At 62.5% G+C, this 16041-nt stretch carries 11 protein-coding genes; 7 read left to right on the plus strand and 4 right to left on the minus strand.

Features of this window, described 5'->3' with window-relative positions; translation table 11 throughout:
* Positions 1-30 precede the first annotated feature (30 nt).
* The 3 genes from ACFPB1_RS00070 to ACFPB1_RS00080 are packed head-to-tail and all read right to left on the minus strand — an operon-like array spanning position 31 to position 3727.
* Positions 31-1140, minus strand: a complete 1110-nt coding sequence (locus tag ACFPB1_RS00070) for a GerAB/ArcD/ProY family transporter (RefSeq protein WP_379220535.1) — start codon at positions 1138-1140, stop codon at positions 31-33.
* A 5-nt stretch (positions 1141-1145) separates the two neighbouring features.
* Positions 1146-2234 (minus strand): Ger(x)C family spore germination C-terminal domain-containing protein, encoded by a 1089-nt coding sequence (locus ACFPB1_RS00075; RefSeq protein ID WP_379220538.1) that lies wholly within the window; start codon positions 2232-2234, stop codon positions 1146-1148.
* 5 nt (positions 2235-2239) lie between these two features.
* Complete coding sequence (locus ACFPB1_RS00080) at positions 2240-3727, minus strand: spore germination protein (protein ID WP_379220540.1); 1488 nt, start codon at positions 3725-3727, stop codon at positions 2240-2242.
* Positions 3728-4051: 324 nt separating this feature from the next.
* Between ACFPB1_RS00080 and ACFPB1_RS00085 the strand changes: the two genes are divergently transcribed.
* The 3 genes from ACFPB1_RS00085 to ACFPB1_RS00095 all read left to right on the plus strand — a co-directional run bounded on the left by ACFPB1_RS00085 (position 4052) and on the right by ACFPB1_RS00095 (position 8394).
* Positions 4052-5323, plus strand: a complete 1272-nt coding sequence (locus tag ACFPB1_RS00085; RefSeq protein ID WP_379220542.1) for an FAD-binding protein — start codon at positions 4052-4054, stop codon at positions 5321-5323.
* 123 nt (positions 5324-5446) lie between these two features.
* Positions 5447-7369: a PAS domain S-box protein gene (locus ACFPB1_RS00090; protein ID WP_379220544.1), complete on the plus strand. Its 1923-nt coding sequence runs from the start codon at positions 5447-5449 to the stop codon at positions 7367-7369.
* Between the two features lie 68 nt (positions 7370-7437).
* Positions 7438-8394, plus strand: a complete 957-nt coding sequence (locus tag ACFPB1_RS00095; protein ID WP_379220546.1) for a ring-cleaving dioxygenase — start codon at positions 7438-7440, stop codon at positions 8392-8394.
* Between the two features lie 78 nt (positions 8395-8472).
* Here ACFPB1_RS00095 and ACFPB1_RS00100 read toward each other — a convergent pair whose 3' ends face one another.
* The gene (locus ACFPB1_RS00100) at positions 8473-9279 is read right to left on the minus strand and encodes an AraC family transcriptional regulator (protein WP_379220548.1); all 807 of its coding nucleotides are present in this window, start codon (positions 9277-9279) and stop codon (positions 8473-8475) included.
* A gap of 129 nt (positions 9280-9408) precedes the next feature.
* On the opposite strand from ACFPB1_RS00100, the gene ACFPB1_RS00105 reads away from it, so the two are divergent.
* The 4 genes from ACFPB1_RS00105 to ACFPB1_RS00120 all read left to right on the plus strand — a co-directional run bounded on the left by ACFPB1_RS00105 (position 9409) and on the right by ACFPB1_RS00120 (position 15776).
* A complete protein-coding gene (locus tag ACFPB1_RS00105; protein WP_379220551.1) occupies positions 9409-10263 on the plus strand; it encodes a phytanoyl-CoA dioxygenase family protein in 855 nt (284 codons plus the stop codon).
* A gap of 383 nt (positions 10264-10646) precedes the next feature.
* Positions 10647-11876 carry a multidrug effflux MFS transporter gene (locus ACFPB1_RS00110; protein WP_379220553.1) on the plus strand — a complete coding sequence of 410 codons (1230 nt, stop codon included), beginning with the start codon at positions 10647-10649 and terminating at the stop codon, positions 11874-11876.
* A 317-nt stretch (positions 11877-12193) separates the two neighbouring features.
* Entirely contained in the window at positions 12194-14653 is a 2460-nt protein-coding gene (helD, locus tag ACFPB1_RS00115) for an RNA polymerase recycling motor HelD (protein WP_379220555.1), read from the plus strand.
* Positions 14654-15149: 496 nt separating this feature from the next.
* Entirely contained in the window at positions 15150-15776 is a 627-nt protein-coding gene (locus ACFPB1_RS00120; RefSeq protein ID WP_379220557.1) for an AEC family transporter, read from the plus strand.
* Positions 15777-16041 lie beyond the last annotated feature (265 nt).

Consider the following 16041-nt stretch of genomic DNA (forward strand, 5'->3'; position numbering starts at 1 on the left):
CGGCCGCTTTCGTTTTTTTCCGCAAAGGGTTCAGGCGGTTCCGTCCGCGATCGGTCTGCGGAGCCGGTTATGCGCGAACACGCACAGCGCGAGCAGGGGAACGTAACCGTACAGCAGCACGCTTCCGGCGGCTTGCGCCGCAGTCTTGAGCAGTTCGACGGCCGCGGCGTTCTTGGGCCAGGCGACCACGGCGAACACGAAGGCCGCCGCGAGCCAGAGCGATGGCCGGCCGGACAGCGGCGTCGTAGCGCGAAGGATGCGCATACAGCCCCAGAGCGCCAGACAGCACGGCGGCGTGATCGCGAAGATCCAATTGAAGATGTAGAAGTAATCAAAGCGCTCCAGGAAGGTGAACGTGATGATCTTGGACAGGCCGAGCGTCGGCCATACCGAGTGACTGAGCTCGCCCAGGTTATAGTACGCAAAGGTCGCGGCGGTCATGATCAAGTAGAGGACGTAGGTATGCAAAATGCCGATATGCGCCCACTTGGATGCGCGGGCATTGTTCCGGATATACGGATAATAGAGCAGCAGCAGCTCCGCGCCCATGTAGAGCGGCACGCTGCTAACGGCCGAACGCGCGTAATCCGGCAGCGAATGATTGAACGCCGGCAGGAAGTTGCGCCAATCCGCGTACTGGAGCGGAATGAACAGCGTTGCGACCAGCAGGGTCGGTATGAGCACGAACCAAATCGAGATGCCCGTAATGACGCGAAATCCGCCGTGCACGATATACACGAACATCAGCATGAAGACGAGCGCGATCCGCCAGGCCGGGCTGTCCGGAAACACGAGCGTCTGGATGACCTGCGTGTAGGCCGTGAGCTGATAACTGGCGAACAGCAGCAAGTACAGCAGGAATGCGGCGTTCAGCAGCGTCCCCAGCCCTTTCCCGAACAGTTGGACATGCAGCGAGATGACGTCGCCTTTCTTCGCGTGCTTCAGCGCGTATAGGAGCAGGAACACGACCAGATGCATGGAGATGCCCGTGAGCAGCACGGAGACCCAAGCGTCCTGACCGGCTCCCCGGGCGATCTTGCTTTGGAAATCGAGCAGGGCAATGCCCGTTTGCGACTTATGAATCAGAAACCAAAGGAGATAAGGCGATACGGTTTTGGCAAGCGAGGCTTGGTAGCTCATGGTCGTTATTCACCGGCTCCGGAATTTTGCAGATTTGCCTTGACGCGTACGTCGAAGGTTAAGGCAGGATAGACGTCCCGGTAGAACGCGGCCGCGTTCCACTTCCGGTCGACGGAACGGTAGCATTCGCCGATGCCGAGCGAATCCAAGCCGGCGGCCTGGATTTTCCGGAGCAGCGCGAGCAGCCGGTCCCGCAGTTGAAGCTCGACCGACTTCGCGAAAGGACCGGAACGGACGATGTCGCGCGCGAGGCGGTTTCCTTGCAGGTTCCGAATGCTGCCGTTCAGGCGCACGTCGTACCGAAACGTCCCCGTACGTACGGCGCCGACGCTCCACCGCATTCGGCCGTTATGAAGCGAGAGCGAGTAATGACTCCCGGCATAATCGAACGGGAATTCTCCGAGGACGCGTTTGCCGTTCAGCACCTCGAACAGCGTCATTTCGATCGGATTCAGCACGAGCTTCATCCGATCCTTCTTGAATAAGGCGTAGCCGTCGATCTTCAGCGCATGCGTCTCGTCGAGCGAGATGCTCGGCATCGACGGATTCTTGCCTTCCGCGTAATAATCGTGCAGAAAGAGATGCAAGTTGGAGTCGGGCACGCCGCCGCTGCGGACGTTCTGCTTCACGATATTGTAGGGCGAGTTTTCCATCTCCTGCCGGTCCAAGCTCGCAATGACGGATTCGGCCGAACACGACGATACGGCCAGCAGCACGTTGCTGCCAAGGGCCGGATCGCGTATGACGGTGTTGATCGCCTCGCCGAGGCCTTGCTTCGCGATGTCATGGCTGAAGACGATCGTATCGAGCTTGTTGTAACGGACCTTCCGCGGCGATTTCCGTTCGAACTGTTCCATGATCATCTTCGGCTCCTTGCCCCGTCCTTTCAAAATCGCAAGGCTGCCTTTACGCTGGATGTAGTTCGGATATGCGGCCGTTCCGACGCATTGTTCGCCGTCCCGGTCGAAGCCGACCGCGATTAAGACCTGGATCCGGTTGACGATATTCGCGTTGCCGCAGCCCGCAACAAGCGCCGAGAGCAGCATGAGAGAGACCGCAAGCCTCCACGCACGTCCGCTCGAAATAATTGTCATGTCATTCAATCCTCACCATCGATGTCTTCCTTCTTCTTGGCGGGCCGATAGCGCTTCGTTCGCTGCGGATTCAAGAATAACATCCGGTTCGTCGTGTACTGGTACGAAGACCGGATCAGGCTGTCGTTCAGATTGCCGCTGCGAAACGGAAAGAACGGCACCAAATACGGCGTGTCCAAGCTTTTGAGCCGGAGCAGATGGGCCAGCAGGAGGATGAAACCGACGACGATCCCGAACCCTCCGAGCAACGAAGAAAGCAGGATGAGCGGGAAGCGCAGCACCCGAATCGTATTGGCCATCTTATAGATCGGCGTCGTGAACGAGGCCAAGGCGGACAACGCCACGATAATCAGCAAAATATTGCTGGTCAGCGCCGCTTGCACCGACGCTTCTCCGATGACGATGCCGCCGACGATGCCGAGCGTCTGGCCGATCTTGGCCGGCAGCCGGGCGCCGGCTTCCCGCAGCAGCTCGATGGTCGTTTCCAAGAACAGTACCTCCATCACGGGGGAGAAGGGAACGTGAAGGCCTTGCAGCATGATGGGATGGAGAAGTCGGGTCGGAATGACCTCGAAATGATAGGTGAGCACGGCGATATAGATCGGCGAAGCGAACAGCGAGAACAAGACGCTGATCAAGCGGATGACCCGGAAGAAGGAGCCGGAAATCCAATTCAGATAATAATCCTCGGGCGAGACGAAAAAGTCCATGAACGTCGCAGGACCCGAGAACACATAGGGAGAGCCGCTCGTCAATACGGCGACTTGGCCGGACGAGATGACGTACGAGATGCGGTCGATCCGTTCCGTCGTCAGGAAGAGCGGGAAGGGCGTATTGGAGTTGTCCGCGATCGCCTGCTCGATGAACGAGCCGTCGTAGACGATATCGAGATCGAGGGCTTTGATCCGGTCGCGCATGGCCGAGACGAGCTCTTCGTTCGTCAAGCCCTCGATATAAGCGAGGACGACCGTCGTTTTCGACATCGAGCCGACCGTCAGTTCTTCGAAGATCAGCTGCGGGATGGCGATCTGCTGCCGCAGCAGGTGCAGGTTGACGGTCAAATTTTCGACGAAGCCGGCCTTCGGGCCGATGACGCTGAATTCGTTCTCGGTATCGTTGTCCGAACGGTGCCCCCGCTCCTCATCGGCGACGTTCACGAGCAGCGCCTCGTCCGCGATGGCGCCGCATTGAATCATGACGCAGCCTTGCTGCAGCTTCTCCGATATCCGAGCGGGTTCCTTCTCGGGCGCCACGTCGTCGTACGGCAGCCATTTGACGAGATCCGGCCACGCGCGGACGGGCGCTGCGATGCGCTGCAAGGCGGGCAGCAGGTTGTCGTGCAGCTCGCCGGCGTCCGTCAAGGACGGGTAGAAGCTCAGCGTCAATCGATTGGGTCCGGCTGCCACCTCGATCCTGGAGAAGTCGCATGATTTGCCGACGATCGAGAGCAGCTGGTCAAGCGAATCGATAGTGAACTGTTCGGACGGCTTCATGCCGCAATCGCTCCTTCCCCGAACGGCCATGCGGCCTCCCAACTCTTGGCATGGATGGAACTGAACGTAGTGTGGCCACGAAACGCGATCTTATACTTCCGCCGGCGGCCGCGGCCTGCCATAGCACCATTGCCGTTGCTTGGTCAATTCATTTATCCAGTTAATTATTCACATGATTAATTACATAAAATCCTCATAGCCCCGCATGCAGTACCGCGCAGGGAGGGATTCGCGCGTCCGTTCGCGAACTGTATGAAGGAAGCCGGATACATCGGCATCCGGCAAGCTTCGCCAATATTCGCGCATGCATGGAGGAATGAATTCATGGAACAGCATCGCAACTGGGCCGGCAACTTCGCGTATGCCGCCTCGAACGTTCAATATCCCGAATCGGTCGCGCAGCTGCAGGAAATGACGGCAGCCGCCAGTCGGCTCAAGGCGCTCGGCACGCGCCATTCGTTCAACGACATCGCCGATACGGAAGGGACGCATATGTCGACGCAGAAGCTGAACCGCGTCCTCTCGCTCGACCGTGAACGCCGCCAGGTGACGGTCGAGGGCGGGATCCGGTACGGCGACCTGTGCGGTTATCTGCACGACAACGGCTTCGCGCTGCATAATTTGGCGTCGCTGCCGCATATTTCGGTTGCGGGCGCCGTCGCGACGGCGACGCACGGCTCCGGCGTACGGAACGGGAATTTGTCCACGGCCGTGGCGGGCCTTGAGCTCGTCCGGGCGGATGGAGAGCTGGTTTCGTTTGCCCGGGACGGGGAGACGGACGATTTTCACGGCGCGGTCGTCGGGCTGGGCGCGCTCGGCATCGTCGCGAAGCTGACGCTGGACCTCGTGCCGGCGTTCGACGTCGCGCAGACCGTATATGAAAACCTGCCTCTCGCATCGCTCGAGTCGCGCTTCGACGACGTCATGTCGAGCGCGTACAGCGTCAGCCTATTCACGGATTGGAAGCAGGCGGGCTTCAACCAGGTGTGGGTCAAGCGCGAAGCGGGCGAGCCGGCGGGACGTCCATCGGCCGCGGAACGCGCCGGCGCGACTCCGGCGTCCGCGCCGCTCCATCCGGTGCCGGGCTTCTCCGCGGAGAACTGCAGCGCCCAGCTCGGCGTGCCGGGACCGTGGTACGACCGGCTGCCGCATTTCCGGATGGCGTTCACGCCGAGCGCCGGCGAGGAGCTGCAGAGCGAATATTTCGTGCCGCGGGCGCAAGCCTACGAAGCGCTGCGTGCCGTCGCGGAGCTGCGCGAGTCGATCGCGCCGCTGCTCTACGTGACCGAAGTGCGCAGCGTCGCAGCCGACGGATTGTGGCTGAGCCCGAGTTACGGGCAGGACGCGGTAGGCATCCATTTCACGTGGAAGCCGGAATGGGAGGCCGTCCGCCGGCTGCTGCCGGTCATCGAGGAGCGTCTCGCGCCGTTCGGGGTCCGTCCGCACTGGGGCAAGCTGTTCACGATGGCGCCGGAGCGGCTTCGCCCGCTGTACGCGAAGCTGCCCGAGTTTCGGCGTCTGGCGGCGGCTTGCGACCCGGACGGCAAGTTCCGCAACCCGTTTTTGCACAAATTTATCGCGGGAAGCGGCAGCTAGCTGTTTCGATTCCGTACGATCGCGTTTAGTTATTGTAGGGGTCTAAGCATCCGTCCGGCCTGTATCGGAGGGCGTCCCCCAAGAACAACGGGTGCCTTGCGGCTCGTCGGGAGGTAGGCTTCCATGCAGGAATTGGACGCGGTCGGTCAACAAACCGTATATGAACAGGCCTTTAAACACGCGCCGATCGGTATCGCGGTCGTGTCGACAGACGGCGAATGGATCAGCGTGAACCCGGCCGTCAGCCGCATCTTCGGCATGACGGAAGCAGAATTGCTCAGCCTTCCCGCGGCGGACTTTATCCGTGCGGACGATGACGGCGCCCATGCGCGTCTGTTGCGGGAGCTGATTGACGGCAAGCTCCCCGCGATCGAAATCGAGAAACCGCTCGCGCATCGCGGCGGCGGCACGATCTGGACGTCCCTGCGCATCTCGCTGGCGCGTTCCGAGGCGGAAGGCCTTCCGCTCTATTATATCGCGCAGGTGCTCGACATCACGGCCATCAAGGCGACGGAAATGAAGCTGCAGGAGAGTATCGAGCGCTACACGTCGCTCAAAAAATACAATCACGACGCCATCGTATCGTTCTCGCTCGACGGCAAGATCATCAACGGCAACAACATGGCCGAGCAGCTGACCGGTTACCGCATTCCGGACTTGATCGGGACGAGCATCGCCAACCTGATCGGGGAGGCGAATCTGCGCAGCGTGCTGTCGGCGCTGGAGGACTACGCGTCGGCCGAGAACGGCATCACCCACGTGCGCCATAAACGCGGCCACGAGGTGGAGGTGCTGGCGACGGTCGCGCCGATCATCATTCATGGCAGGAACGTCGGATTTTATCTGATCGCGAAGGACATGACCGAGCAGAAGCGGCTCATCATCGAGAAGGAAGCGGCTGAGAAGACGAACCGGGCGAAGAGCGATTTCCTGGCCATGATGAGCCACGAAATCCGTACGCCGATGAACGGCGTCATCGGCATGACGGACCTGATCTTGCAGACGGAGCTGGACGAGGAGCAAAGCGAGTACGTCCAGATTATCAAGAAGAGCGGGGCAACGCTGCTCGCGATCATCAACGACATTCTCGACTTCTCCAAGATCGAATCGGGCAAGTCGGAAATCGTCGAGGAGCCGTTCAATGTCCGGACGACGCTGTCGGATACGCTGAACGTCATCCTGCCGAAGACGCTCGAGAAAAACCTTGATCTGCGAACGTCCATCGCGCCGGACGTGCCTCCGATGCTGCTGGGCGACGTGACTAAGCTGAGGCAGGTGCTGACGAATCTGCTCAGCAACGCGATCAAATTCACGCCGAACGGCGCGGTTTCCATTCACGTCAAGTGCGACGGTGCGGAGCGGGATCATGTCCGGCTGCGCTTCTCCATTCGCGATACCGGGCTCGGCGTGCCGCCGGACAAGGTCGCCCGTCTGTTCGATCCGTTCTACCAAGCCGATTATTTCATGACGCGGCAATTCGAGGGCACGGGGCTCGGGCTGGCCATCTGCAAGAAGCTCGTCCATCTGATGGAAGGCGAAATCTGGCACGAGCATAACGGCGGGCAGCCGGGCTCGACGTTCGTCTTCACGGGGAAGTTCGGTCTCCTCGAGGAGCCGGAGAACCTGGCGCCGGAGGCGGATGTAGAGGAATCGCCGACTGACAATTCGCTGCGCATCCTGATCGCCGAAGACAACGAAGTGAATCAGACGGTGCTGAAGAAGATGATGGAGAAGCTCGGCTGCAGCCCCGCCGTCGTCTCGAACGGCGCCGCCGCGATCGATGCGGTGAAGCGCATGCCGTACGACCTTATTTTCATGGATATCCAAATGCCGCTCATGGACGGTATTCAGGCGGCGAAGCGCATCAAGGACATGCTGGCGGGACGGGAACGGCCGTACATCGTGGCCGTCACGGCGCATGCCTTGAAGGGCGACCGGGAACGCTACCTGGCGGCAGGTATGGACGAATACATCAGCAAGCCGATCCAAATGGAAGCCGTCGCGCAGATCATTCGCGCGTGCCAAGACTGGAAAACCGTGACCTAGCTCATCCGGCGTCACGGCATGCCTCCCATCCGAGGCCGACTAGAAGCAGCAGATAAGGAGCGATCATCATGTCCGACCGGACGGCAGGCATACATCACATTACGGCGTTTTCGCGGGATCCGCAGGCGACCGTGGACTTCTATACAGGCGTGCTGGGGCTCCGGCTCGTCAAGCAGACGGTCAATTTCGACGCGACCGATACGTATCATCTCTATTTCGGCGACGAAGCCGGCTCGCCCGGCACGGTCATCACGTTCTTCCCGTCCGCCCGCGCGCGCGTCGGGACGGTCGGCGGGGGACAGGTCGGGGTGACGACCTTCACCGTGCCGCCGGGAACCGCCGGCTATTGGGAGCAGCGGCTGTCGGACCGCGGCGTCGCGACGAACCGGGACACGAGATTCGGCGAAACATTCTTGCGCTTCGCGAACGCAGAGGGACTGCGGATGGAGCTGATCGAGCGGGAAGCCGGCCCTGAGCGGAGCGCCGCGTACGCGGGCATACCGGCCGGACAGGGAATCAAGGGCTTCGGCGGCGCGGTGCTGTTCAGCCGGGATTACGCGCGGACTGCCGCCGTGCTCGAGACGATTCTCGGCCTAGATAAGACTGGCGAGGAAGGCGAATACGCGAGATACCGGTCACCGGCGGCGTTCGGCGGGGTCATCGACCTGCCGCTCGCGAACCTCGAATGGGGGAAGGGCGGCGTCGGCACGGTGCATCATATCGCGTTCCGCGCGCCGGACGAGGACGCGCTGGCCAGATGGCGGGAGCGGATCGCCGCATCTGGCCTGAAGCCGACGGAGATCAAGGACCGGCAGTATTTCAAAGCGGTGTATTTTCGCGACGAAGGCGGCATTCTTTTCGAGATCGCGACGGATCCGCCGGGTTTCGCGCGGGACGAGCCGTCCGGCGAGCTCGGGCGGAGGCTGATGCTGCCGGCCTGGTTCGAGCCGAACCGGGCGGAGCTGGAGCGGGGCTTGCCGCCGATCGCCGTGCGGGCGACGGCGGATACGGACGGCTTGAGCTGACGCTTAGCCCGCGAACGCGAACGGCCGGTCGTTCGGGCTGCCCGCGAGCGACCCTCGCGGCGCGGCCAGCGGTGCCAGCTACCGCCCGCGGCGGTAATCGCGGGGAGCGGTCCCGTAGCGCTGCTTGAACAGCTTGGAGAAATGAAATTCGTCATAGAACCCGAGCGCCGCCGCGATTTCTTTCACGGCGGCGTTCGTCGTCTCCAGCGCCGCCTTGGAGGACGCGAGCCGCAGCTCCTGCATGTACCGGCCGGGCGACAGGCCGGTGCGGGCGCGGAAGCGCGCGAAGAACGCGGTGCGCGACAAGCCGCTTCGCCGCACGAAGTCGTCGATCGGCGGCGGTTCGCCGATCCGCAGGTGCATGCGGTACAGGATGTCGTCCAGCTCGGGATGCCGGCTGCGGACGTTCGCTTCCTGCTCGCGCGCCAAGACGAGCAGCAGCTCCTGCGCCGAATGCTGCGCAGTGAAGCCGTAGCCGACCGGCTGGACGATGAGGCAGTCGATCAGACGCTCGCACAGCAGGGACGCTTCCGGCAGCTTGGCCGTAGTCGCGGGCTCCCCGACGGCCAGATTCAGCTGAACCGCCATATCGAGCGGATCGAAGTGAAGAAAGTAAAATTTCCAGTTCCCGCCTTCGCAGCGGTACGCGCAAGGCTCGCCCGGGCGGACGATCATGTACGTGCCGGTTTCCAGCGCGCGCGAGGCGCCGTCCGATTCGAAACGGCCGCTTCCCTCGAACGTCACGAAGATGCCGGGATACGGGAAGCCTTTCGGCTGCGCCGCTTGGTAGCTGTCGTCCGCGTGCACCTTCCAGATCATCTTGAATCGGAATTCGGGCAGGACGAACGGTTCGTCAAGCCCGTAGGGAATGTTCATATAGGCCATGGCCCCGCGCTCCCCTCATCCATGCTTTATTGTGTACGATTATACATGGTTTCGCGATGGTCATCCATGGAAGGAAGCGCTTGCGGCCCGTACAATGAAGCTATCAAGGCATGGAGAGGGTGGCAGGCGATGTTCGTACAAGTCGGAAGCCGGGAGCTGAAGCTCGGCGGGCCGGATTTGACGGAGCTGAGGGATTCGAACGATATCGGGGACGATGTCGGCGCGCTGCGCGCGCGGCTGGCGGAGGACGGTTACTTGCTGCTGCGCGGCTTTCACGACCGGGAGGAAGTGCTGAAGGCAAGACGCGCCGTGCTCGAGAAGATGCGCCGGATGGGCAAGCTCGAGCGGGACACGCTGCTGGAGGAGGCCGTCATGGCCGACGGCTCCAAATCGCTTTTCTTGGGCGGAACGAACGAGGATCTGCCCGAGCTGCTGAACGTGCTGAACGGCAGCCGCATCATGGGCTTGTTCGACCGGTTGTTCGGCGCCCCTTCGCTGACGTACCATTACAAGTGGCTCCGGGCCGTCGGCGGGGGTGATTATACGGGCGCGCATTACGACATCGTATACATGGGCCGCGGCACGCATAACCTGTACACCGTCTGGACGCCGCTCGGCCACGTCGATTACCGCGCGGGCGGGCTGGCCTTGTGCCTCGGCTCCCATCGGTTCGAGGAGCTGAAGCGCACCTACGGCTCCAAGGACTCGGATCGGGACGGCGTCGGGCATTATACGGACGATCCGCTCGTCATTACGGGCAAATTCGGCGGCCAATGGGCGACGACTGAGTACCGTGCGGGCGACGTGCTGATCTTCGGCATGTACCTGATGCATTGCTCGCTCGCGAACACGACGAATCAGTACCGGCTCAGCGTCGATACGCGCTATCAGCCGGCGCACGAGCAGGTCGACGACCGCTGGAGCGGCAAGAAGCCGCGCGCCCATTATAAGGATACGCCGATTCCGCCGCCCGATCCGGCATAGGCAAGCACGCGCTTTCGGCGGCGTCCGAGCGTATGACGTATCCATCGACAGGCAGGCCCCCGCGAGGCGGGGCGCCCGGATTAGACCGGGCATCCGCGCGCACGGGGGCTATTCGTGCTGGCCGCATGGGATAGCAACTATACTAAAAGGTACCTGCTATTCAAGATTTCACTTCTTCCGGGCAGGGAGAACTCCGCCTATAATGGATAGACGTCTAGGCGGACGAATCGCGCGATCCGGCGAGGCGGCCGGGAACGGCGGAGCAGGGCGGAGGAGAGCCGTCCGTACGCGATTCCGGTGCCGATACCGCTAAGCGCCGCGAGGCGATACGATTCACCGTCAAGCCGTTATAGAGAAAAAAGATTCAGGATAGGAGAGCTTACGTGCAACCACAACCGAACAACCGTTGGCGGCTCGTGCTGCTGCTCGGCGCCTTCTCGGCGCTCGGCCCGCTCACGATCGACATGTACTTGCCGTCGTTTCCCGAAATCACGGCCGACTTCGGCACGAAAGCATCGCTCGTGCAATTAAGCCTGACAGCCTGCCTGATCGGCCTTGGGCTCGGCCAAATCATCATGGGGCCGCTGAGCGACGTCCACGGCCGGCGGCGTCCCGTCATTATCTCGCTCGCGCTGTACCTGCTGGCGTCGTTCGCCTGCGCGGTATCGCCGAACATCTACGTCTTCATCGCGGCACGCTTCATACAAGGCTTCGCCGCTTCCGCGGGCATCGTCATCTCGCGGGCGGTCGTCCGCGACTTGTACAGCGGGCCGGAGCTGACCCGGTTCTTCTCGATGCTCATGCTCGTCAATAATCTATTCCCGCTCATCGCGCCGGTGGCGGGCAGCGGCGTCATCTCGTTCACGACGTGGGTCGGCGTGTTCGTCGTGCTCGGCGCCGTCGGCATCGCGCTCGTGCTGCTCGCGACCGCGGGGCTGAAGGAGACGCTGCCCCAGGAGAAGCGGATGGCCGGCAATTTCGGCCAGCTGTTCCAGGGGATCCAGACGCTCGTCCGCGACCGGCGGTTTCTCGGCTATGCCCTGGCGCAGGGCATCATGATCGGCGGCGTCTTCGCGTACGTATCCGGCACGCCGTTCATCTACCAGAAGATATACGGCGCATCGCCGCAGCTCTTCGCGGTGCTGTTCGGCTCGAACGGCATCAGCCTGATCATCGGCTCGCAGCTGGTCGGCCGGTTGAACGGCAAAATCTCGGAACGGCAGTTCCTCGTATTCGGACTGCTGCTGTCGGCCGCGGCCAGCTTGACGGCGCTCACGGTCATCCTGCTGCACGGGCCGCTGTTCGCGCTCGTCGCGCCGCTGTTCTGCTTCGTGGCCTCCATCGGGATCACGTCGACGGCGTCGTTCTCGCTCGCGATGGAATCCCAGAGCCACATGGCAGGGAGCGCGTCGGCGCTCCTCGGCTTGCTGCCGTTCGTGCTCGGCGCGGTCACCTCGCCGCTGGTCGGCGTCGCCGGCGAATATTCGGCCGTGCCGATGGGCGTGATCATCGTGTCGACGAGCGTGCTGGCGCTGCTCGCGTATTACGGCTTGGCGCAAAAGAACAAGCGCGCCGACGTCAACGTTCCCGTACGCCAGAAGCTAAGTTCGTAAATGCAAGGAAGCGGGAGGTTCCCCGGCAAACAAGCCGCGGAATCTTCCGCTTGTCTCTATTACGGATTCGGCTCTCCGCCATCCCAGATCGACGCCGTCCGAAATCGAAAAAGCCGCAGGCAAACGCCTGCGGCTTTTTTTGGGATTGCGCATCCCGACACGCTATGTTAAGATGAAATCTCCGTGCGTCTTATTTTGTTTGCAGGCATAGTAAGGACATCTTACTTATAGTTTAATATTAACACAGTAACGCGCGGGATGTCAACTCATCGTTTGCATGATCCGGATTACAAGAGGCAAAGGAGCGTGTTGTCGGCATGAGCAACGCAATGGACTGGGGACGGGAACGGGAACGGCTGGAGCTGGTAAAGGCCAAATTGGCGGCCAAAGTCGCCGAGCTGGAACCGCAGGTCGACGGGCTGCATGAACAGGCGGCGGACATCCGGAAGCGGTTTTGGGAAGAAGTCACCGTCAATACGAGCACGTCGGAGGACTATGAGGAAACGTTCTTCAGCATCCGTCAACAGGAAGCGGTGCTGGCCGAGCGCGAACGCAGCCAGCACCTGCTGCTGCGGCAGAGGAACAATCTCCGGCGGCTGCAGGCGTCGCCGTATTTCGGCCGCGTCGATTTTCGCGACGCGGGCGAGTCCGGCGAGACTGAAGAAGAGCGCGTTTATATCGGCGTTTCGTCGTTCGCCGACGAGGATGCGATGCGCTTCCTCGTGTACGATTGGCGCACGCCGGTGGCGAGCCTGTACTACGACCACGTGCCGGGACCGGCGGCATACGATACGCCCGGCGGCACGATCGACGGAACCATGACGCTGAAGCGGCAGTACCGCATTCAGGACGGCGAGCTGCAAAACGTGTTCGACGCCAGCTTGACGATCGGCGACGAACTGCTGCAGCAGGTGCTCGGCCACGGCGCCGACAACCGCATGAAATCCATTGTCGCGACGATCCAGCGCGAGCAGAACGCCGTCATCCGCGACGATCGCAGCCGCATGCTGATCGTGCAGGGCGCAGCCGGCAGCGGGAAGACGTCGGCCGCGCTGCAGCGGGCCGCGTACCTGCTGTACAAATACCGGGACCGGCTCAAGGCGGACCAGATCGTACTGTTCTCGCCGAATCCGCTCTTTAACGGCTACGTCTCCACGGTGCTCCCGGAGCTCGGCGAGGAGAACATGCAGCAGACGACGTTCCAGGATTACCTCGAGTATTGGCTCGGCAAGTCATTCCGGCTCGAGGATCCGTTCGACCAGATCGAATATGCGCTTACCCGGTCGGAAGCGCCGGGCTACGACGCCCGGATGGCGGGGATGGCGTACAAGGCTTCGGAGGCGTACCGGCGGGCGCTCGACGCGTACGCGGCGCGGCTCGGGGAGGAAGGGCTGCGCTTCGCCGGCATCCGGTTCATGGGCCGGGAGCTCATCTCGGCTGAGGACATGGCGGACCGTTTCTACGGATTCGACCGTTCCATACGGCTGCCGAACCGCGTCGCGCTGCTTCGGGAGTGGCTGCTGCGCGAGCTGGCGGCGCTGGAGCGGAAGGAACGGAAGGCGCAGTGGGTGCAGGAGGAGGCGCAGTACCTGGACCGGGGGCAATATGCCGAATCGTACGACGAGCTGCTGCAGGAATACCGGCGCGACGAGGGCATCTTCCTGTTCGCCGAGCAGTACGTCGAAGCCGACGACGCGATCCATAACCGGCTCGAACGGGCCGAGGACGTATTCGACCTGGCCGGCCGGGAGGAGGCGCTGCTGCGCAAGAAGATCGTGAAGGAGCGCTTCAAGCCGCTGCGGCGGAGCGTGAAGAGGCTGAAGTTCCTCGATTTCGCGGGCATATACGGCCGCTTGTTCGAAAGCGAGACCGCCTTCCGAGAGCTGACGACGGAAGCGGACGTGCCGGCGCAGTGGGCGGACATCTGCCGCCAGACGGCGGAGAAGCTGAACCGGCGCGAGCTGTTCTACGAAGACGAAACGCCGTATTTGTATCTGAAGGAGCTGATCGAGGGCGTCCGGACCAATACGCAGGTGCGGCATGTCTTCGTCGACGAAGGACAGGATTATTCGGTGTTTCAGTACGCGTATCTCCGCAAGCTGTTTCCGCATGCGCGCATGACGGTGCTGGGCGACTTCGGCCAAGCGATCTTCGCGCAGGCCATCGAGCTGGGCGGCGCGGATTCGCCGCTGCTCCGGCTGTACGGCGAAGCGGAGACGAGCGTGATCCGTCTGGCGCGCAGCTACCGGTCCACGCGGGAAATCGCCGCCTTCACGCGGGCGATGCTGCCGGGCGGCGAATCGATCGTGCCGTTCGATCGGCCCGGCCCCAAGCCGCTGCTCGTCCGGACGGAGAGCGCCGAAGCAACGGCGAAGCGCATCGCCGCGGAGCTCGCCGCGCTGACGGCGGAAGGCTTCGGCTCCGTCGCCGTCGTGACGAAGACCGCGGCGGTGGCCGAGGCCGTCCATCGCGCGCTGGCCGCATGCGGACGCGCGGACGCGCGGCTCATCACCAAAGCGTCGCCGTCCTTCGAGAAGGGGATCATGGTCATCCCCGCATACCTCGCCAAGGGCGTGGAGTTCGATGCCGTGCTGATCCATGACGCAAGCGAAGAAGCGTACGCGAAGGAAAGCGAGCGGAAGCTGTTCTACACGGCGTGCACGCGCGCCATGCACCGGCTGACGCTGTACGCTGCGGAGGCTTGGTCGCCGTTCGTCCGCGCGCTGGATCCGGCATTGTACGTGATGTCCGCGGATCCGGCCGGCCCGGGCGAATGAGAAGCACGGCGATCAGGCGGGGGAATGCCGAAGAGCAGCCTGGACAGGCGTCCAGGCTGCTGCTCTTGCCGCTGGTCCATGCGCCGTCCACGCAGCATCCGCCGCTGCTCTATAGGCATCGTTTATAACGCTCATTCGATCTATATATTTCAACGCCAATCCGCCGCCCTATACAATGACAAGTAAATCCAGCGGTTACGAAAGAAGGCGGATGTTCCCATGCAAGCTTACTTCGCGATATTCGGCTCGGTCAGCGTGCCGATCTTGATGGCATGCCTTTTCGGCTATCTCTATCAGGCGTTCAAGTCCCCGGGCCGACCTTAGCTTATTCGTCCTGTCACCCTGTCTCATCGTCGGGTCGCTCGCCGGCAGCAGCCTCGATTCGTCCTCGTTCGGCCACATCGCGCTGTTCACGGCCTTTCAGACCGCGCTGTGCTGGGGGGTCTCGTTCGCGGCAGGCAAGTCGCTCCGCTTCGACCGGTCCTCGCTGCGCTCCATGGAGATGACGACCATCTTCGCCAATTCCAACAATTACGGGCTGCCGCTGCTCCTGCTCGCGTTCGGCACGGAAGGCTTCGCGATCGGCGTGACGAACGTGGTGCTGCATATCGTGCTCGTCAACACGCTCGGACTGTACATCGCGTCTCGGAGCTCGTTCAGTCCCCGCCAAACCGCCTTCGCGATGGCGCGCAATCCGCTCATCTACGCCGCGGCTGCCGGCCTGCTTCTGTACGCGCTGCGCATCCCGCTGCCGGCCAGCCTCGCGGACGGGTTCCAGCTCATCGGCGGCGCCTACGCCGCGGTCGTGCTGCTGATTCTCGGCATGCAGCTTCGCAAGGCCGATTGGCGCAGCGGGATGCGGCGCGAGCTCTGGATCGCCGTCGCCATGCGGATCGCCGGCGTGCCGCTGTTGTCCTGGCTGGCGATCTCGCTGCTCGGGCTGCATGGACTTGAGGCGTCCGTGCTGTTCGTCCAATCCTCGATGCCCTCGGCGATCAATTCCGTCGTCATGATGGAGAAGTACGGCGGCGATCCGGAGATGACGGCCCTGAACGTCGCGGTAACGACGGCCGCGAGCTTCCTGTACCTGCCGCTCATTATTCATTGGTCGCATGGGTTCTAACGGGAGACAGCCGAACCGGGGCAGGCAAGGCCCGAGCAGGCGCGAGCGTCCGCTTTGTCGTGTCCGCGGTGTCATGTCCGCGGTGTCCCGCATCCGCTATTTTCCCATGCCCGCCGAATCCCGCGTCCACCATGTCCCGCGCCCCCCGTATCCGCCGATCCCGCGCCCACCGTGTCCCGCACCCCACGTATCCGCCGAATCCCGCATCCGCCGTATTACAGCCCCCCGTATCCCGCGTTCGCGCCGAATAAAAAACGGTTTTAGA

This window comes from Paenibacillus sp. GCM10023250, assembly GCF_042653205.1.
Lineage (GTDB): Bacteria > Bacillota > Bacilli > Paenibacillales > Paenibacillaceae > Paenibacillus_Z.